Origin of the sequence: Solidesulfovibrio alcoholivorans DSM 5433 (assembly GCF_000702665.1) — a bacterium.
GTDB classification, from domain to species: domain Bacteria; phylum Desulfobacterota; class Desulfovibrionia; order Desulfovibrionales; family Desulfovibrionaceae; genus Solidesulfovibrio; species Solidesulfovibrio alcoholivorans.
On the sequence record NZ_JNJA01000012.1, the window covers coordinates 89,060 to 107,554 of the forward strand.

General features: G+C 67.8%; 15 protein-coding genes. 11 read left to right on the plus strand and 4 right to left on the minus strand.

The genetic code is table 11. The annotated features are described in order from the left end of the window. The first annotated feature begins 33 nt into the window (after window positions 1-33). The 5 genes from Q368_RS0117590 (at window position 34) to Q368_RS0117610 (ending at window position 4,644) form a co-directional block, all read left to right on the plus strand. Window positions 34-525, plus strand: coding sequence for a hypothetical protein (locus Q368_RS0117590; protein ID WP_029460355.1), 492 nt, complete (start codon window positions 34-36; stop codon window positions 523-525). A gap of 198 nt (window positions 526-723) precedes the next feature. Next, the gene (locus tag Q368_RS0117595; RefSeq protein ID WP_029460356.1) at window positions 724-1,323 is read left to right on the plus strand and encodes a GAK system XXXCH domain-containing protein; all 600 of its coding nucleotides are present in this window, start codon (window positions 724-726) and stop codon (window positions 1,321-1,323) included. Further along, window positions 1,316-2,515 carry a hypothetical protein gene (locus Q368_RS0117600; protein WP_029460357.1) on the plus strand — a complete coding sequence of 400 codons (1,200 nt, stop codon included), beginning with the start codon at window positions 1,316-1,318 and terminating at the stop codon, window positions 2,513-2,515. The genes Q368_RS0117595 and Q368_RS0117600 overlap by 8 nt, the downstream gene beginning before the upstream one ends. Window positions 2,516-2,657: 142 nt before the next feature. Further along, window positions 2,658-2,942 (plus strand): amphi-Trp domain-containing protein, encoded by a 285-nt coding sequence (locus Q368_RS0117605; RefSeq protein ID WP_029460358.1) that lies wholly within the window; start codon window positions 2,658-2,660, stop codon window positions 2,940-2,942. Window positions 2,943-3,009: 67 nt separating this feature from the next. Beyond that, window positions 3,010-4,644 carry a PhoU domain-containing protein gene (locus Q368_RS0117610; protein ID WP_029460359.1) on the plus strand — a complete coding sequence of 545 codons (1,635 nt, stop codon included), beginning with the start codon at window positions 3,010-3,012 and terminating at the stop codon, window positions 4,642-4,644. Here the strand turns inward: Q368_RS0117610 and Q368_RS23415 are convergent. Then, a complete protein-coding gene (locus Q368_RS23415; RefSeq protein WP_043786333.1) occupies window positions 4,638-7,754 on the minus strand; it encodes a PAS domain S-box protein in 3,117 nt (1,038 codons plus the stop codon). The two genes, Q368_RS0117610 and Q368_RS23415, sit on opposite strands and share 7 nt — an antisense overlap. Before the next feature lie 212 nt (window positions 7,755-7,966). On the opposite strand from Q368_RS23415, the gene Q368_RS0117625 reads away from it, so the two are divergent. Beyond that, window positions 7,967-8,905: a lytic murein transglycosylase gene (locus tag Q368_RS0117625; protein ID WP_084158878.1), complete on the plus strand. Its 939-nt coding sequence runs from the start codon at window positions 7,967-7,969 to the stop codon at window positions 8,903-8,905. Window positions 8,906-8,932: 27 nt separating this feature from the next. On the opposite strand, the gene Q368_RS0117630 is transcribed toward Q368_RS0117625, so the two are convergent. From Q368_RS0117630 to Q368_RS0117640, 3 genes are all read right to left on the minus strand, one after another. Further along, window positions 8,933-9,262, minus strand: coding sequence for a hypothetical protein (locus tag Q368_RS0117630; protein WP_029460361.1), 330 nt, complete (start codon window positions 9,260-9,262; stop codon window positions 8,933-8,935). 129 nt (window positions 9,263-9,391) lie between these two features. Then, a complete protein-coding gene (locus Q368_RS0117635) occupies window positions 9,392-10,801 on the minus strand; it encodes a sigma-54-dependent transcriptional regulator (protein ID WP_245611389.1) in 1,410 nt (469 codons plus the stop codon). 153 nt (window positions 10,802-10,954) lie between these two features. Then, window positions 10,955-11,521, minus strand: a complete 567-nt coding sequence (locus tag Q368_RS0117640; protein WP_029460363.1) for an EF-hand domain-containing protein — start codon at window positions 11,519-11,521, stop codon at window positions 10,955-10,957. Window positions 11,522-11,803: 282 nt separating this feature from the next. Here Q368_RS0117640 and Q368_RS0117645 point away from each other — a divergent pair, with 282 nt between their 5' ends. From Q368_RS0117645 to Q368_RS0117665, 5 genes are all read left to right on the plus strand, one after another. Beyond that, window positions 11,804-12,349 carry a cytochrome c3 family protein gene (locus Q368_RS0117645; RefSeq protein WP_029460364.1) on the plus strand — a complete coding sequence of 182 codons (546 nt, stop codon included), beginning with the start codon at window positions 11,804-11,806 and terminating at the stop codon, window positions 12,347-12,349. 177 nt (window positions 12,350-12,526) lie between these two features. Next, on the plus strand, window positions 12,527-13,966 hold the full coding sequence (locus Q368_RS0117650) for a multiheme c-type cytochrome (RefSeq protein WP_084158879.1): 1,440 nt from the start codon (window positions 12,527-12,529) through the stop codon (window positions 13,964-13,966). Window positions 13,967-14,113: 147 nt separating this feature from the next. Next, the gene (locus tag Q368_RS0117655; RefSeq protein WP_245611383.1) at window positions 14,114-15,874 is read left to right on the plus strand and encodes a transporter substrate-binding domain-containing protein; all 1,761 of its coding nucleotides are present in this window, start codon (window positions 14,114-14,116) and stop codon (window positions 15,872-15,874) included. Next, window positions 15,871-17,286 carry a sigma-54-dependent transcriptional regulator gene (locus Q368_RS0117660; RefSeq protein ID WP_029460367.1) on the plus strand — a complete coding sequence of 472 codons (1,416 nt, stop codon included), beginning with the start codon at window positions 15,871-15,873 and terminating at the stop codon, window positions 17,284-17,286. The genes Q368_RS0117655 and Q368_RS0117660 overlap by 4 nt, the downstream gene beginning before the upstream one ends. Window positions 17,287-17,620: 334 nt before the next feature. After that, window positions 17,621-18,457, plus strand: a complete 837-nt coding sequence (locus tag Q368_RS0117665) for a substrate-binding domain-containing protein (protein ID WP_029460368.1) — start codon at window positions 17,621-17,623, stop codon at window positions 18,455-18,457. The last annotated feature ends 38 nt before the right edge of the window (window positions 18,458-18,495 follow it).

Here is an 18,495-nt window from a genome sequence, read left to right on the forward strand (position 1 = left end):
CGCCCGGTCGCGACAACCCAGGGAGTCCTTGTCATGGAACACACGAGAAAGCGCAGCGTCAGCGACTACAGCCGGCATATCGCCGCCGCGCCCGAGGCCGTTTTTCCCCTGTTGTGCCCGGTGCGGGAAGTCGAATGGATCGAGGGGTGGCGGGCCGAGACGCTCCATTCGGTCTCGGGCGTGGCCGAACCCGACGCCGTGTTCACGACTGCGCCCCTGTCTGACGTGGGGCCCGAAGTCTGGGTGTGCAGCCGCCACGAACCGCCGCGCCGGGTGGATTACGTGCGCGTCGGACGACACACGGTCATCCGCCTGCAACTGACCCTGGAACCGGCCGGACAAGGGACGGCGCTTACGGCCCTGCTTGTCGTTTCCGCCCTCACCGCGGAGGGGGACGCCATTGTCTCGGCCATGGGCCGGTCGCCCTGCGTCGCGCTCTTCACGCCGTGTTTCCGCATGCTGGACCATTTCCTGCGCACCGGGACCATGCTGCCGCAGGCGCAGGCCCTGGCAGGACAAGCCTAAAGCGTCACACGATCGTCACGGGGGGCGGTCAAAATGGCGCGACGATCGATCGCGGCATCGGCCGCCCGTTTCAAGACGGATTCGCGGCAGGACGCGATGTTTTTTTGCCATGAAACCGTAAAGAGGCTACCATAGGCGGCAAACCGAAGCGGCGCGGGCCCGGGCAGGGTCCGTGCCGGCCCGCCAAGGAGGAACCCCATGACCGGATCACGCAAACGCAAGTTCGAAGTGGTCCTGCCCCGGGTCGAAGCCATGCAGGCCCTGGCCGACCTCACGGCGCAGGCCGCCCGGGGCGAGCTCGTCATAAACGGCGAGACCGTGCCCCTGGAGGACTTCACGAGCCTGCGGATCGGCGTCAAGAACCTCGGCGCGTCGTCCATGCTCAAGGTGAGCCTCAAATACCCGGCCGCCGGCCTTGCGGCCCTGCCCTCCCCGGCCGGCATGGACGCCGAGGACGTCGCCCGGCAGGGCGCGGGCGAGGCCCCGGCCGAAGGCATGGACGAGGGCGGCAAGCCCAGGTACAAGAATCTCAAAAAACGCATGAAGCATTTCTTCAAGGCCATCGTCGTGTCATTGCGCGCCGGTGTCCTGCCCGATGCCGACATCCTGGCCGCCTTCGTCGCCGACAGCCGCCTCATGACCAGCTACCCCGGCAAGGGCGACGCCTTCTACCCGGCCTACGACGCCGAAGTGGACCGCCTCGAGGCCGCGGCCCAGGCCGGCGACGTCGAGGCCGCGACGGCGTCCGTCGCCGCACTCGACCGCATGAAAAAGGAGTGTCACAGCCGCCATGCCTGACGCCGCCACCGCCACGGCCGGGGGCGCGGTTCCCCGCCCCGCCGCGCCCGATGAGCCCCATTGCGTGGAGATCGACCTCTCCCGCGTGGACCCCGCCGTCACCGAAGAGGACGCGCGGGCGTTTGCGCGCATCAACGACGTCTCCCTTTCCCCGGAGCAGATCGAGCGCATCGTCGCCCCCGCGCGCACCTATCCCCGCCAGGAATACGTCCTGGCCACCCACTGGCACCCCGAACACGTGCCCATGGACCTGCTCAGGAAGCGCATCGAACGCCTCTACCCCAACCGCGTGGACGAACTGATCATCCCCACGCAGCACAACGTGCTCCTGGAGTACGACGGCTGCCAGGGCGTGGAGGTGGACTGCTATTCCAGCGGCTTCAACCGCAAGGTCCAGCTCCTGCTCCACTTCAAGGGCCTGGACACGCAGCGCGCCGAAGTGCTCGAGGCCATGCTGCGCCACACCCACCGCTACCGGGCCTCGCAGCTTTTCGAGTTCCTCGACGCCCTGTGCGAACCCGCGGGCGAATCCCGCCGCCAGATCGCGGCCGGCCGCTCCAACGTGGACGAGGAGCTCGTCTCCTTCGTCTCCATCCAGGCCGCCAAGATCAAGGCGCTCATCCTCGCCCACGAGGCCGACATGCCCGAGGACGCGTACAAGAACAAACTCGTGCGCAATTTCCTCGACACCCTGCGCGCCCGCTTCGGCGACCGCATCGTCAACAAGGCGCAGGTCTACGCCAAGGCCGTCAAGGATCTGGTCAAGGAAGGCTTTTCCCTGTCCTACTTCTACCGCGCCTCGGAAGTGATCGAGGAGGCGCGCGCGCTCGGGGCCGGCATCGTCATCCCCCACCCCGAGCAGTTCTGGCCGATCCTACTCGCCGACTACGACGTGGACGGCATCGAGGTCTGGAATCCCCAGTCCCAGCAGTACACGGAATTCCTCATCAACGTGGTCAACCGCCGCAACCGCATGGGCTGGCACGGCAAGCGCCCCCTGCTCATCTTCATGGGCGACGACTGCCACATGAGCGAAAAGACGCGCGACCCGGCCGAACAGGACGCGGCCAAGGCCGCCCGGGAAATCGGGCTCCAGCCGGCCTGGCACGACTTCGCCATCCGCAAGAGCCTGATCATCAACGGCGTCAGCCGTCGCAAGATCATCGACGAATACCGCTCCCGCCTGGGCTAGGGAGGGGAGCACGGAGGGGCAGGGAAAGCGCCTCCGGCGGCCAAAGGGCTGCGCCCTCTGGACTCCCGTCAAGGATTCCGGCAGGTTGGGGTTTCGCGCCCATGTCTGGTTTGGGCAAAGCCGCAGGGAAGGAGTGTGGGACGTGGAAAAGGAATCGCGGTTCAAATACGAGTCCGTCCAGGATGCGGACACGCTGCGGCGCTATCTCGAGGCCGTCACCGAAGGCTTCGCCTCGGGCGAGCTGCGCTTTTCCAGCCGCGAGGGCGAGGTGGCCCTGCATCCCGCGGGCATGATCGGCTTCCTCGTCGAGGCCAAGTCCATGGGCGGGCGCATGAAGCTGCACCTCAAGTTCTCTTGGCGCGAGGACGGCGGCGAGGACGAGTCCGACGCCGGGCTGACCATCGCCCCGGGCGGCACCGAGGTCTGATGCGCACGGGGCGGTATGCCCCCCTTTTTTCACGACAGCGTTACGGACGAACGGCCCGGAGGGCGCGATGCGCATTCTCGAAGGCATCGAAGAGAATTTCCGCTTCATGGTGCTCGAGGTTTCCAAGCAGGTCTCGAGCGCCCTGCTCGTGGTCGAGCGGCCCGATCCCGATCGCATCAAGCGCATCGAAAGCCGCGACGACTATATCGACAACCTCAAGAGCGTCATCGAAAACGCCTGCTGGGGCCGCATCCACGGCTCGCGCGACGGCAACAAGCGCACCCTCGACCTCGTGCGCGCGGCCAACATCATCAACATCAACCTCGAGCGCATCGCGGACTACGCGGTCAACATCGTCTCCCAGGTCCAGTACCTGACCGACCCGCTTTTCATCCGGCGCTACGACTACCGCGACCCCTTCGTGGACGTGGAGCGTGCCCTGGGGCTGGTCTTCCCCGCGCTCACGCGCCAGGACGTGCGCCTGGCACTGCGCATCTGCCGCGCGGAATTCTCCCTGGACGACCGGTTCAAGGCCGCCTTCGACGCGATCCTCGCCGACCTGCGCCGGGGCGAATCGCCGGAAAACGCCATCTCCTGCTTCAACATCTTCCGCTACCTGGAGCGCATGGGCGACGCCCTGCTCAATATCGGCGAGGCCGTGATCTTCGCGGCGCTCGGGGAAAAGCTCAAGATCCACCAGTACCAGGCCCTGCAGGATTCGCTCGGGCAGGGTGGCGAGGACATCCCGCTCTCGCCCGGGGACTTCAGCTCCATCTGGGGCACGCGCTCGGGCTGCCGCATCGGCCGGGTGGAGGACCACGGACCGCGCTCCAAGGGCGTGCTGTTCAAGGAGGGCAACGCCGAGAAGCTGGCCAAGGAGAAGGAGAACATCGAACGCTGGGAAAAGCTCAGCCCGGGCCTGCCGCCGGCGATCCAGGCCTTCCAGACCGACGGCGACTCGGCCTCCATGCTCCTCGAGTACCTCGGCGGCTGCAATTTCCAGGAAGTGGTCCTGACCGCGGACCGGGAGATCGTGGAAAACGCCTGCTTCCTCATCACCCAGACCGTGGGCAACGTCTGGGAGCAGACCCTGACCCGCGCGCCCGTGGCCTCGGGGTTCATGGCGCAGATGCGCTCCCGCCTCGACGACGTGCTGCGGCTCCATCCGGGCTTCGCCACGGAGCGCAAGGACTTCTGCGGCCTGGCCATCCCCGCCCTGTCCGAGCTGCTCGCCGCGGCCGACGCCGCCGAGGCCGGGCTTGCCGCGCCCTTTTCCGTGTTCCTGCACGGCGACTTCAACCTCAACAACATCGTCTACGACCACACCGCCCAGCGCATCCACTACATCGACCTGCACCGCTCGGGCCAGGGCGACTACGCCCTGGACACGGCGGTCTTCCTCGCCTCCAACTTCCGCCTGCCCGTGTTCGAGGCGCACCTGCGCGACCGGCTCCAGCTCGTCATGCGCCGTTTCCTGGAATTCGCCCGCGCGTTTGCCACCGATCAGGGCGACGCCGCCTTCGAGGCGCGCCTGACCTTCGGCGTGGCCAGGGCGTTGGCCACGTCGGCCCGTTTCGAGATGAACCGGGCCTTTGCCCAGGAACTGTTCCAGCGGGGGGTGTACCTGCTCGCGCGGCAGGCGGCCCTGGCCGGCCGCCCCATCGAGGAGGCCGTTTTTCCAGACGCCGTGCTCGTCTACTGATCGCGCGGCTCGGCCACAGCCCCGGGCAGGGAGACCTCGAGCCGGGTGCCGCTGTCCGCGTCGGTTGCCAGGCGGGTGTCGCCGTGCTGGCATTGCGTCATGAGCCGCGCCGAATACGCGCCCAGGCCGCTGCCGTCCTTCTTGCCGGCGGTGACGTATTTCTCGAAAAAAACCGGCACGACAGCAGCGGGGACGGGCGTGGGATTGGCCACGGTCAGCCGCGCGCCTCCGTCGTGTTCCTCCACATGGACCTCTACGCGCCCGCCTGCAGGCTCGGCCTCGATGGCGTTCTTGAGCAGGTTGGCGGCTATGGTCCGGCACAGGAGCGCATTGCCCACGGCGAAAACGGGTCCGCCCGCGGCCACGTCCAGGGCCACGCCGCGTGATGCGGCCATGCCGGCCAGCATTTCCGCCGCGCCGGCGACGATGTGCGCCAGGTCGATGCGCTGCGCCTCGAGCACGTAGGTTCCCGTCTCCATCTTGTACATATCCAGGGACAGCGCGATCTGCTCGAGCATGGACTGGCCCGCGCGTTCGATCTCGGCGAGCAGTTCCTCCTGCTCCGCGTTGACCTCGCCGACCACGCGCACGATGTCGGGCAGGTTGACGATGCTATTCAGCGGCGCCTTGAGGTCGTGGCGCATGATGCGCTCCACGTCCTCGCGCACGCGTTCGAGCTTGCGGCGCTCGGTGATGTCCTCCTTGACGGCCACGTAATGCGTGATGGCCCCGAAATCGTCGCGCACGGGCGAGATCGAGCAGTTCTCCCAGTAGAGCTCGCCGTTTTTCTTGCGGTTGCACAACTCCCCGCGCCAGATTTCGCCCGCGACCAGGGTTTCCCACATCTGCCGGTAGAAATCGTCGGAATGGGCGTCGCTTTTGAAAATCCTGGGATTCTGGCCCTTCGCTTCCTCGGGCATGTACCCGGTCAGGACCGAGAAATGGGGATTGACGTACTCGATGACGCCCTGGGGGTCGGTGATGACGACGGAGGTCGGCGACTGTTCCACCGCAGCCCAGAGCAGACGCAGGGAGGCCTCCCGTTCCCGCAGGGGACCGATGTCCTCCACCGAGGCAATAACGGGCGTCGGGGCGCGGCCGGGCTCCACGGGATTGAAAATGGCCCGGACGTGGCAGCATTTTCCGCTGATGCTCGTATAGGGGCCCTCGGCCGTGGCGGGCGCGCCGCCGATGGCGCGGTCGAGCGCGTCGCGCACGTAGGGCGGCATCCGCTCGCGCACGTTGTGGCCGATGACCTGTTCGGGCGCGGTCCCGAGCAGTTGCAGCAGGCGGACGTTGCAGTTGCGCACCACGCCCGTCTCGTCGAAAAAGACCAGGCCCAGCGGCGAGTTGTCGAAGATGATCCGCAGCTGGTTCTCCCGCCGGGCGAGATGCTCCTCGGCGAGTTTGCGTGTGGTGATGTCCGTGCAAAACCCCTCGAACAGCTCGGTTTCGCCGGAAGCGTCGCGCACGGCCCGGATGGAAAGCGAAACCCAGATGACGTCCCCGCTGCGGGTCAGCCGCCGGATTTCGTAATTGGAAAGATGGTCCCGGGTCGCAAGCGCCTTGAGCATGGCGTCCCGCTCGGCGGGATCGACGTACACCTGGGAGCCGATGTCCTTGATCGAGGCCATGAATTCCGTCGCGCCGCCGTAGCCGTACATCCTGGCGAGGCGGTCGTTGACGCGCAGGTAGCGGCCGTCGGGGCTCGAGGCGAAGATGCCGACGGGCGCGTTGTCGTAGAGGTTGCGCAGCGCCTCCTCGCTTCGGCGCAGGGCGTGTTCGACGCGCAGCCTGTCCGAGACGTCGCGCATGGAGCCGCCGACGCCGACGTCACCATTGCCGAAAAACGCCGGGAACTTGCGCACCTCGAAGGTCCGCCCGTCCTGGCTTTCGAGCAGCGTGACCACCTCGCGGCCGTCCCGCACGGCCACGTCGGATTCGTGGCAACGGGCGGCGATGTCCGCCGGCAGGAGTTCGAAGTCCGTATGCCCGACCACTTCCTTCGGCGTTTTCCCGCAATGGGCGGCGAAGCGCGTGTTGACCACGACATGGCGCAGGGAGGCGTCCTTTAAAAAGACCATGTCGCTCGTGGCGTCGAGAAAGGCGCGGTAGTGGGCCTCGATCTGGCGCAGCGCCGCATTGACCTGCGTGAGTTCCTGCGTGCGCGCGGCCACGGTGCGCTCCAGGCCGACGTTGGCCGTGCCGAGCGCGGCGGTCGCCCGGGCCACGGCCTGGGACAGCCGCGCCGGCCACGAGGTGCGCAGGAAAAACGCCGCACCAAGGCCCAGCCAGGCGAACGCCGCGGCCGCAAGCATCGCCCGGGGTGCGGGCATGGGCGTAAAACCGCCCGGGGGCGTCGCCGCCAGTTCCCAGACGCCGCCCGGAAAGGCCATGGACGTCGTGACCGGTCCGCGCGCAAACACCTCCGGTTCGCCGAACACGATCACGCCGTCGCCGTCCTTGCCCTGGGTGCGGACGGCCACCTGCACGTCGCCGTTGCCCGGGAGTCCCGTCTCCCGGAAAAAGGCGTCGACGTCGATGACGATGGCGGCCAGCCCCCAGCGTTGCAGCGGCGCGCCCGGCGCGGTCGCGGCCATGACCGGCATGCGGGCGATGAAACCGCGCCCGCCCTGCAACAGGGCTACGGGCCCGGACACGACGGTCCTGCCCTCGTCCAGGGTTGCGGCCAGGGCGTCGCGCTGCGCATAGGGCAGGTCACGGGCCAGTGCGAGGCCCAGGACGCCGGAATTGCCGGCCAGCGGGTAGATGTGGCTGACCACGGCGTCCCGCGCCAGTTGCAGGGAGCGGATGTCCGTCGTGCCTTGCATGAGGGCGGCGGCGAAGGCATCGAAACGCGCGGGCGTGATGTCCGGGTCGCTCGCGGCGCTGGCGGCGACGGCCCGCAAAAAGGCCAGGCGTGCGTCCAGGGCCGATTGCAGGGCCAGGCGGATGTTGTCGAGACGGGCCGTGACCGCGGCGTGGCGGGCCGTGTCGTAGCGCACGGCCTCGCCGCGCCACAACAGCCAGACGCTCGGCGCGACGAACAAGGCCGCCGCGGCGAATGCGAGCAACAGCAGTCTGGCCTTGTGCGCGCGGCCTTGGACCATGAAAATGCTTCCTTCAGGCAATCGGCGCGGACCGTAGGGGAAAACGGTTGCGCTGCAGGATGGCGATGAAAATACCGAGCCTCTCCATCCTATAGCCGCAGGCGTGCCCTGGCGCAAGAGGATGCCGGGCGCGCCTTGCTTCCCCCGTGCGGGCGGGCTATTGCCAAGGCGCTTGCCCGTCTCGGGCGACAAACCAGACCTGGGGAGAAGGCATGCACACCCTGCGCCGTCACCTGCTGCATTGCATCCTGGCCCTTTGCTGCTGCGCCCTGCCGCAGGGCACGGCGTCCGCCCGTTCCGGGGGACAGGCGGACGCCGCCACGGACGCGGGCTGGACGCCGCTCGTGGACAAGCTCGCCGCGGACGGCCTGGACAAGGCCGCGCTCACGCGGCTTTTCGCCGGCGGGGGAGTGGAATATTCCCCGGAGATCATGGCGCGCAAGGTGGACGCCATGGTCAAGAAGGAATTCGAGCCCAAGCCCAAACCCGGGCGCAAGACCCTGGAGCAAAGCAGCTACCGCCACTTCCTGACGCCGGCGGCCATTGCCGGGGCCGTGCGTTTCGTGCGGCAAAACCGGGCCGCCTTCGACAAGGCGCAACGCGAATACGGGCCGCCCCCGGAACTCGTGGCCGCGTTCCTGGTCGTCGAAACCAACCTCGGCACCTATCTCGGCGACCGCGACGCCTTAAGCGTCCTGGCGAGCCTGGCCCGGGCCTCTACCCTGGAGCAGATCGCGCCCTACATGAAGACGTTGCGCGACGATCCCGCCCGCCGGGAGTTCGCGGCCACGGCCGCAGCCGACCGGGCACAATGGGCTTTTCGCGAGCTGGCCGCGCTGCTGCGTTACGCCGCGGCCAACAAACGGCAGCCCGGCGCAATCCCCGGCTCCATCTACGGCGCCATCGGCATCTGCCAGTTCATGCCGAGCAACGCCCTGCGCTTCGGCGTGGACGCCGACGGCGATGGCATCGCGGACCTCTTCTGCCCGGCCGACGCCATCGTCAGCGTCGCCAGCTACCTGCGCGGCCACGGCTGGAAACCCGGCATGACCCCGCAGGAAACCCGCGACGTGGTCTACGCCTACAACCACAGCGACCTCTATGTCCTCGGCGTCATGACCGTGGCCGAACGCATCAAGGCGCAATTGTAGCGCCGGCGCGGCCCGATGCCGCGAGGGTCAGGGATTGGGAACGGCGAAGAAGAGCGGATTGGGCTTGCGGCCTTCGGCCAGGAAACTGCCCTCGAAATAGCCCTGGCTGAAGCCCTCGCGGTAGCCGGAGGCATAGGCCCCGCGCCGGGTCATGGCGGCCACGGGCGTGTACGCCCCGAGCCGGCCCTGGGCCCGGATGAGCATGTCCCGACGCTGGTGCTCGAGCATGGCGATGCGGTCCCACACCAGTTCGCGGCGGTCCACGGGCGGCGCGTCCTTCCCCGCGGCCCTGGGGCCGCCGATGAAGATGTAGACCACGAGGCCGATGATGCCGGCCAGGATGATGAGGTATTTCACCGCGACGCCCGCGAGGCCGGCGACGCGCCGGCCCCATGCCGGTTACGTGCCGCGCCTTTATTCCTTCCTTTCGACGCCGCAAGGGGCCATCTTTACCCCGGCGGGAACACGGGAACGGATTCGGGCGATTCAGGCGGAGCGCACGGCCGGGATGCCGTGTTTTTTGAGCAGCGCGTAGAGCCGCGATCGCGACAGGCCGGAGATTTCGAGCATGCGCGTGACGTCGCCGCCGAAGCGCCCGGTCAGCGCCCGCAGATAGCGCGCCTCGCCCTGGTCGCGAAAATCGCGAAACTGCGGCAAAAGGCCCAGGGCGAGGCTCGGTTCGCCGCCGTCGCCCTCCTCCCTGGCCGCGCCCACGGCGCGCCCGGCCACGCGGTTTCGCGCCGCGCAAACCCGGATGTGCAGGGGCAGATGCACGGGCAGCAGGGCCTCGTCGCCCCGGGCCAGGGCCAGCGCACCCTCGATGGTGTTCTTGAGTTCCCGCACGTTGCCGGGCCAGGGATAGGCGAGAAGCGCCCGGGAGAACTCGTCGGAAAAGGTCCTGGCAGCCATGTCCAGCCGTTTCGCGGCCTCGTCCGCGAAATGGGCGGCGAAATCCAGGATGTCGTCCGGGTGCCCGGCCAGGGACGGCAGCTCGATACCCACGCCCTGGAGGCGAAAGAGCAGGTCTTCCCGGAAAAGCCCCTCCGCGGCCATGGTCTCCAGGTTCTGGTTGGTGGCCGCGACCAGGCGGAAATGGCAGGGAGCCTCCTCGAGGCCGCCGACCGGGCGCACCCGCCGCTCCTGAAGCACCCGCAAAAAGGCCTTCTGCACCGAAAGCGGCATCTCCCCCACTTCGTCCAGGAACAGCGTGCCCTCGTGCGCCCGCAGCAGCACGCCCTCGCGGCGTCGGTCCGCGCCGGTGTAGACGCCCTTTTCCGAGCCGAACAGCACGCTTTCCACGATGCCCGACGGCAGCGCCGCGCAGTCGACGACCACGAAGGCCTTGGCGCGCCTCGGGCCGTTGTCGTGGATGGCGCGGGCGAAGAGCTCCTTGCCCACGCCCGTGGGGCCGGTGAGCAGCACGTTGACGTCGCTTTGCGCGGCCTTGGCCGCCTGCTCCAGGCACAGGGCGCGCTTGGGGTTGCCGCCGGCGATGCCGGCGAAGCGGAAAGGTTCGGCCCCGCTTGGGCCGGAGCGCGCCTGGCGGCGGTGCTCCATGGCGCTGACCAGGGGCGCGGTCATGGTTTTGACCGTGGGCGGCTTCTCGATATAGTCCCAGGCCCCCTGCCGCATGGCCCGTTCGGCCCCGTCCGGGTCGCCCCAGCCGGTGATGACGATGACTTCGGGATTGGACGGCGCGCGCTTGATCTCGCCGATGGCGTCGAGGCCGTTGCCGTCGGGCATGCGCACGTCGAGAAAGACCACGTCCACGTCCGCCTCGCCGGCGCGGCGCAAGCCTTCGCCGAGGGTCGCGGCCATGTCCGGGGCGTGGCCCAGGCGCGTCACCACGCGCGCCAGGGCGTCGCGTATGGTCCGGTCGTCGTCGATGATGAGCACGTTGCCCAAAAAAGCCTCCGCAGGCGTCGGCGCGGTCGCCGGGCCTGCCCGTGCAATGACCATCGGGCGGCGGCCTGTCAAGGGCAGTCCCCGCGCCGGGGAGGCGCGTCGCGCATCCAGGCGGCGCGGGGACGCTGCCCGCTGGCGCGTCGGTCAGCGCATGCCGCCCTTGCGCGGCGTGCCGGACAGGCCGAAATCGTTTGGCGGCACCACGTTGTTGACGTCGAGCGCCCGGGCCTTTTCCAGGCTGGCCCTGGCGCAGGCGTCGTCGCCGAGGCGCATGCAGCTTATGCCCAGGTTGTAGTAGGCGTAGCTTAAGTAGTCTACGCAAAGCGGCTTGGTCACGGCCTCGCGCAGCGTCGCGGCCGCTGCGGCGTTTTGGCCTGCAAGCAGCTGGTCCGTACCGCGCATGTAGAGTTCCATGCCCGCCCGGCCGGAGCACTTCCACCAGGCCTTGCGCACGCCCTTTTTCGCGCCCCGGGCCGCGGACCTGCCCATGGCCGCGTATTCGGCCTTGTCGATCCTGCCGTCCATGTTGAGGTCAATGACGCCGAACACCTCCATGGTCAGGCCCGAGTTGAACACCACGATCTCCTCGAACACGATGACCCCGTCGCGGTTCTTGTCCACGTTCGCAAAGGGCGGCTTTTTCCAGGCAAAGGCGTTGGCGGCGAGGCCAAGGGCCACCACGGCCACGAGCATCGAAATCGCGCGTCGCATCGGAAGCCTCCTTGAATGGGGTTTGCAGGGTTGCCCGAGCGTAGCACAGCCCTGCACGCATGGCAGCCGTTTTCCCGCACGAAGGGCGTGCGACATCCAAAAAAAATGCGTACGGCCTTGACATGCCCCGTCTCCCGTGCTGTTACTCCTAAAACTCTCACCCGTTTCCGCGAGTGATTGCAGCATGGAGGAAGAGACGCGTCTCGGAGTCCAAGCTCTTGTGCGCACTTGCGAAAGCTTCAAGCGTTTGCCGCCCTTGTACAGGCCGGGAGGTCAGCGTCCATGAAACGGATAGGAAAGCCCTTTTTGTTCGTCTGCCTCGGCGTTCTATTGGCTTTTCCCCTCTTCAGCCTGACCTACTACACGATGGTGCGGACTTCAACGCCGCTTTTCTGCGCCTCCTGCCACGAAATACAGCCCGCCTACAACGCCTGGCGCACCTCGTCCCACACCAACAATTCGCGGGGCGTGGTCGCCGACTGCATGGACTGCCACCTGCCCGCCCCCCACGACACCTATGACTTCTTCTTCGCCAAAACCATGCACGGCATCAAGGACGTCATCGCCCACTTCACCGAGGACCAGTCCCAATACGACCACGCCCTCAACCGTGCCCGCGCCGCCCGGGACATCAAGAACGACCAGTGCCTCAAGTGCCACCGCAACCTGCTCTACCTGCCCCGCAAGCAAGGCGGCATGCTGGCGCACCGCCAGGTGCTCTATCCCAGGCCAGGCTACGAGAAGCGCTGCACGGACTGCCATCAGAATCTGGTCCACGTGCAGCGGCCCTACTACTGCTACCTGCCCTGCGATTCCGCGGGCGGATAGCGACGCTGGAAAATGCGGCGGTATTGTTGAAAACAATATTGCAAGCGTGTTGCATTGGATCGGTTGCGCATCTTTCGGAGACGCGACACGAAGCGCGGCGCTTCACCACGGGAAGAAGCGGCGGCCGGACGGCCGGGCGACGCCGGCAGCGACGACGACAGCCAAGGAGGAAGCGGCATGGACAAGACGAAACGGTGGACGGCGACGGCGGCAGGGCTCGCGCTGCTGCTCGGCACGGCTTTCTTTGCATTGGCCCAGGACAACAAGGGCGCGGCCCCGGCCAAGGACACGGTTCAGGCGAACTTCCCCCAGGTCAAGGAATTCCGCATCGAGCGCGGCATGAGCAAGCAGGCGCAAGCCTGCATCGAATGCCACAAGGTCGAAACCCCGGGCATCTTCTCGGATTGGGCCGCCAGCCGCCACGCCGCGGCCAACATCACCTGCATCGACTGCCACCAGGCCCAGGACTTCGACCCCGACGTCGCCAAGCAGCACTACAAGCAGTACGAACGCGCGGACAACAAGTGGGGCACGGCCGAATACCGCGTGCCCGTGGCCGGCGTGGTCACGCCCAAGGACTGCTCGCGCTGCCATCCCGACGAGGTCAAGCAGTACTCCCGCAGCAAGCACGCCAACACCCTGGAAATCATCTGGAAGATCGACCCCTGGCTCAATCAGGGTTTAAACGACGCGACAGAAAGGACCACGGGCTGCTACGCCTGCCACGGCACGGTGCTCAAGGCCGACGCGAAGGGCACGCTCGACCCCGCCACCTGGCCCAACGTCGGCGTGGGGCGGGCCAACCTCGACGGCAGCCTCGGCAGTTGCACGAGCTGCCACACGCGGCACCGCTTCTCGGTCATGGACGCGCGCAAGCCCGAGGCCTGCGGCCAGTGCCACCTGGGTCCCGACCACCCGCAGATCGAGATCTACACCGAATCCAAGCACGGCGACATCTACGCCGCCTTCGGCAACACCTACAACTGGACCGCCGCCCCGGGCACCTGGACGCCGGGCGTGGACTACCGCGGCCCGACCTGCGCCTCCTGCCACATGTCCGGCGCGGGGCCGGTCATCGGCAGCCATGACGTGACCGAACGCCTGTCCTGGGAATTGCAGGCCCCGCTGACCGTGCGGCCCCAGGATTTCGCCGCCTTCCCGGCCCAAAACAACTGGGAGGTGGAACGCAAGAAGATGCAGGCCGTGTGCAACCAGTGCCACAGCGCCACCTGGACGGACGCGCACTACGCCCGCATCGACGCCACGGTCCAAAACTACAACGAGCTCTACTACAAGCCGGCCAAGGCCCTGCTCGACGACCTCTACGCCAAGAAGCTCCTGCCCGAGAAGCCTTTCTTCCACACCAGGTTCCAGTGGGACTTCTACGAGCTGTGGCACCACGAGGGCCGGCGCGCCCGCATGGGCACGGCCATGATGGCCCCGGACTACGCCTGGTGGCACGGGTTCTACGAATGCAAGAAGCGGCTGTGCGAACTCGGCGAGCAGGCCCACCACATGCTCACCACCAACACGCCGGCCTTCGTCTACGACAACTTCCCCGGCACCGGCGGCGACACCACCCGACCGCCCGAGATCTTCGGCGCGAACAAGCAGTAGGCCCGCATCCGTCCTCCACGAAACGACAAAGCCCCCTTGCGCGGGGGCTTTGTCGTCAGGGCCGTCGTCCGCGCGCCGGCCTTTGCGACGCGTTGCGGCGCGCGGGGGAATGTTGACTCCAGGCGGTGGAATTCCTATGACCGCTGCGTGCAACCGTTCGTCCGCAACCAGGCATCCCAATTAGGCACGACATCCCTGCATGTTACGGCATGCCTGCTCACGCTGTTGCTGCTTGCGCACCCTGGGTTCGCCGTCTTCGCCCGGGCCCAGGAATCCCCCCCGACGCGGCGGCCGCTTTTGATCGGCGGGGACAGGAACTACCCGCCCTACGAATACCTCGACGAAAACGGGCAGCCGGCCGGCTTCAACGTCGACCTCTCCAAGGCCGTGGGCGAAGCCATGGGCGTTCCCGTCCGCTTCGTGCTCATGGACTGGTCCCGCCTGCACGAGGCCCTGGCCGACGGCACGGTGGACGTGCTCCAGCGCACCCCCTACTCCAACCTCTGGCTGCGCGAGGCCGAACTGACCCCGCCCCACACCACCATCAACCACGCCATTTTCGCCCGCAAGGGCACACCGGCCGTGGCGTCGCTGGAGGAACTCGCCGGCAGGAAGGTCATCGTCCACCCGGGCGGCAGCATCAACGACATCCTCGACGGCCTGGGCTACGAAAACGACCTCATTTTCTCCAAGACGCCCGTGGGCGGCCTGCGCCGCCTGGATCGGGGCGAGGGCGACTATGCCGTGGTGGCGATGCTCCCGGGGCTTTTCGCCATGGAGCGGGAAAAACTCGACAACCTCCGGATCGTGGCCAAAAGCGTGACCACCCAGCCCTACGGCTTCGCGGTGCGCCACGGCGACGACGCCACGCTGTCCCTGCTCAACGAAGGCCTGGCCCTGGTCAAGCAGTCCGGCCGCTACCAGGAACTGCGGCGCAAGTGGTTCGGGGTGATGGACTCCCAGGCGTTTTCCTTCAACATGGTGCTCAAGTACGCCGCGGTGGTGCTCGGCCCCTTGCTGCTTCTGCTCGGGTTGGCCGCGCTGTGGACCCGGTCGCTCAAGAAACAGGTCGATCAGCGCACCCGCTCGCTGACGGACGCCCTGGAGAAGCTGCGCGAGAACCAGCAGCAGCTCGTCCAGGCCGACAAGATGGCCGCCCTCGGCGTGCTGGTTTCCGGCGTGGCCCACGAGATCAACAACCCCAACGGCCTGATCCTGCTCAACGTGCCCATCCTCAAGAAGCTCAACGCCGAGGCCATGCGCGTGCTCGACGACGTTTTTGAGGAGAAGGGCGATTTTCCCCTGGGCGGCGGCGCCTACTCGCGCATCCGCGACAAGCTGCCACGCATCGTCGACGTGGTGGAGGAAAGCGCCCAGCGCATCCGGCGCATCGTGGACGACCTGCGCGACTTCTCCCGCGTCGCCCCGGCCAGCGACCATCAGGCCTTCGACCTCGGCGAGGCGGCGCGTAAGGCCTCCCGCCTGGTCGGCAGTTCCATCCACAAGGCCACGTCCCGCTTCAGCCTTGACCTCGCCCCGGACCTGCCGCCCGTCTGGGGCAGCCCGACGCGTATCGAACAGGTGGCGGTCAATCTGCTCTTAAACGCCTGCCAGGCCCTCGACTCGCCGGAGGCGGCCATCGCCGTGTCCACGGCCGTCTCCGACGACGGCCAGTCCGTGGTCCTGACCGTGGCCGACGAGGGCTCGGGCATCACGCCCGAGGACCTGCCCCGCATCACCGATCCCTTTTTCACCACCAAGCGCGCCAGCGGCGGCACCGGGCTCGGGCTCTCCGTCTCGGCCGGCATCGTCCAGGAGCACGGCGGCAGCCTGGACTTCGTTTCGCGGCCCGGCAGCGGCACCACCGCCCGCCTGCGGCTGCCCGTCGCGCCAAAGACCGCCCCATGACCGCCTGCCCCCCCGCCGCCTCCCCCGGCATCCTGCTCGTGGACGACGAGCCCGACTGGCTCGCCTCCATGACCCTGCTGCTCGAGGTATCGGCCGGCCTCGACAACGTGCGCTCGTGCCAGGATAGCCGGCAGGTCATGGGCCTCCTCGACGCGGGCGGCATCGGCCTCGTCCTTCTCGACCTCACCATGCCGCACCTCTCCGGCACGGAACTGCTCGCGGCCATCGCCGAGCGCCACCCGGACGTGGTCTGCATCGTCCTCTCCGGCATGAACCAGCTGACCACGGCCGTTTCCTGCATGAAGCTCGGGGCCTACGACTACTACGTGAAGACCGACGACGAGGCGCGCATCGTCGGCGGCATCCTGCGCGCCGTGCACATGCTCGAACTGCGCGAGGAAAACCGCGTCGTGGCCAGCCGGGTGGTCTCCGGACAGTTGCGCCATCCCGAGGCCTTCGCCGCCATCTGCACGCAAAGCCCGGCCATGCGCGCGGTTTTCGCCTACGTCGAGGCCGTGGCGCAAAGCCCCAGGCCGCTCCTCGTCAGCGGGGAGTCGGGCGTGGGCAAGGAAAGCCTCGTGCGCGCCGCACACGACCTGAGCGGCCGGGGCGGCCCGCTTGTCGCCTGCAACGTGGCCGGGCTCGACGACGGGGTGTTCGCGGACACGCTTTTCGGCCACGTCCGGGGCGCGTTCACCGGGGCCGACGCGCCGCGCCGCGGCCTGGTCGAGGAGGCGGCCGGCGGCACGCTCTTCCTCGACGAGATCGGCGACCTGTCCATCGCCTCCCAGGTGAAGCTGCTGCGCCTGCTCCAGGAAGGCGAATACTACCCCCTGGGCAGCGACCGGCCGCGCAAGCTCTGCGCCCGGGTCATCGCCGCCACCCACGCCGATCTCGCCGCCCGCGAGCGCGAAGGCGCGTTCCGGCGCGACCTCTACTTCCGCCTGCGCACCCACCACGTGGCCGTGCCCCCCCTGCGGGAGCGCCCCGAGGACATCGCCGTGCTGCTCGACCATTTCCTGGCCGAGGCCGCGACGGCCATGGGCAAGCGCAAGCCCACGCCGCCGCCGGAGCTCGCCGCGCTGCTCGCGACGTACGCCTTCCCGGGAAACGTCCGGGAACTGGCGGCCATGGTCTACGACGCCGTCAGCCTCCATACCGGGCGCATGCTCTCCATGGAGCGCTTCAAACGCCACATCGGCGCGCCGGACGCCGCGCCGGACGCCTCTGCCGACGACAATCCGTTCACGGGGCTTGCCGCGCTGCCGAGTTTCGCCCAGGCCGAGAAGCTGCTTCTGTGCGAAGCCATGGCGCGTTCGGGCGGCCGCCAGACCCTTGCGGCACGACTCCTCGGCGTCACCCAGTCCGCCCTGTCCAAGCGCCTCAAGGCCCTGCGCCAAGAGGGCGACTAGCCCGCTTTTCCCCATTCCCCCGGTTTCAAAGGGGTATGCCGACAGGCAAGTCATGCCGTTTGGCAAGTATTGCCGAATCGTCATGAACACGTGCCTGCCGGCACAAGCGCCTTTCCCCTTGCCACGCGGCATACCCCTTCGCCTGGCCGATACCGTCGAAAATTCCGCTTTTCCCTTTTGATTCAAGCATGTTGTGTAAATAACCTGGCTTGGCATCGCTCCTGCTTTAGGGAAGGCGTCACGAACGAGGACACGCCGCCGCCTCGGAGGCGGCGGCCGGTTCGCGACGACGGTTCGCGGCCAGCGGCCGCATGACGCCAAGCAAGGAGCGAGTATGAGACGTTTGCGCATCACCGGATCGTTCGGACGCCAGTTCGGACGGCTGGCCGGACTGGCCTGCCTGGCGGGCCTGCTGGCCCTGGCCGCCGGCAACGCGGCCGCCGCCGAACCCCTGACCTACGAAGGGGCGAGCACCATCGGCCACAAGGTCCTGCCCGAGGCCACGAAGCTCTTTACCGCCAAAACCGGCATCCCCTTCGGCGCCATCGGCACGGCCGGGGCCGGCGCGGGCTTCAAGGCCGTGGTGGCCGGCCAGGTCTCCTTCGGCGGCCTGGCCAGCGAGCCCACGGACAAGGAAAAAGCCCAGCTCACGACCATCGCAGTCATCGGCTACGACGTCATGGGCATCTTCGTGCATCCCAAAAACACCATCAAGAACCTGAGCATGGCCCAGCTCAAGGACATCTTCTCGGGCAAGGCCGCCAACTGGAAGGAATTCGGCGGGCCGGACATGCCGATCACCATCTACAGCGAAAAGCTCGACGGCGGCCGGGCCACGGTCAAGGCCTTCAAGTCCATGGTGCTCGGCGCCACGCCCTACGGCCCGGTCAAGGAACTCGACGACGCCACCGACTGCGTGGCCGACGTGGCCAAGGACCCGAGCGGCATCACCGCCGCGTCCATGTCCTTCGCCGTTCCCGGCGCGACCGCCCTGTCCGTAAACGGCGCCCGGCCCGAGGCCGAGGCCGTCCGGTCCGGGGCCTATCCCCTCAAGCGGCCGCTCTCGCTGATCGCGGTTTCGCCCTCCAGGGAAGTGCAGGACTTCTTCGCGTTCATGCTCACCCCGCCGGCCCAGGCCGTGGTGGCCAAGAGCTTCGTCCCGGCGAAATAACGCCCCGCGCCGCGATCCCTCCCCCGCAACCGAAAACC

Coding starts and splice junctions, on each gene's coding strand:
- Q368_RS0117640 (WP_029460363.1), bottom strand. CDS start 11,521: ATGCGACGCGCGATTTCGATGCTCGTGGCCGTGGTGGCCCTTGGCCTC.
- Q368_RS0117600 (WP_029460357.1), top strand. CDS start 1,316: ATGCCTGACGCCGCCACCGCCACGGCCGGGGGCGCGGTTCCCCGCCCC.
- Q368_RS23415 (WP_043786333.1), bottom strand. CDS start 7,754: ATGGTCCAAGGCCGCGCGCACAAGGCCAGACTGCTGTTGCTCGCATTC.
- Q368_RS0117590 (WP_029460355.1), top strand. CDS start 34: ATGGAACACACGAGAAAGCGCAGCGTCAGCGACTACAGCCGGCATATC.
- Q368_RS0117650 (WP_084158879.1), top strand. CDS start 12,527: ATGGACAAGACGAAACGGTGGACGGCGACGGCGGCAGGGCTCGCGCTG.
- Q368_RS0117595 (WP_029460356.1), top strand. CDS start 724: ATGACCGGATCACGCAAACGCAAGTTCGAAGTGGTCCTGCCCCGGGTC.
- Q368_RS0117610 (WP_029460359.1), top strand. CDS start 3,010: ATGCGCATTCTCGAAGGCATCGAAGAGAATTTCCGCTTCATGGTGCTC.
- Q368_RS0117645 (WP_029460364.1), top strand. CDS start 11,804: ATGAAACGGATAGGAAAGCCCTTTTTGTTCGTCTGCCTCGGCGTTCTA.
- Q368_RS0117660 (WP_029460367.1), top strand. CDS start 15,871: ATGACCGCCTGCCCCCCCGCCGCCTCCCCCGGCATCCTGCTCGTGGAC.
- Q368_RS0117625 (WP_084158878.1), top strand. CDS start 7,967: ATGCACACCCTGCGCCGTCACCTGCTGCATTGCATCCTGGCCCTTTGC.
- Q368_RS0117665 (WP_029460368.1), top strand. CDS start 17,621: ATGAGACGTTTGCGCATCACCGGATCGTTCGGACGCCAGTTCGGACGG.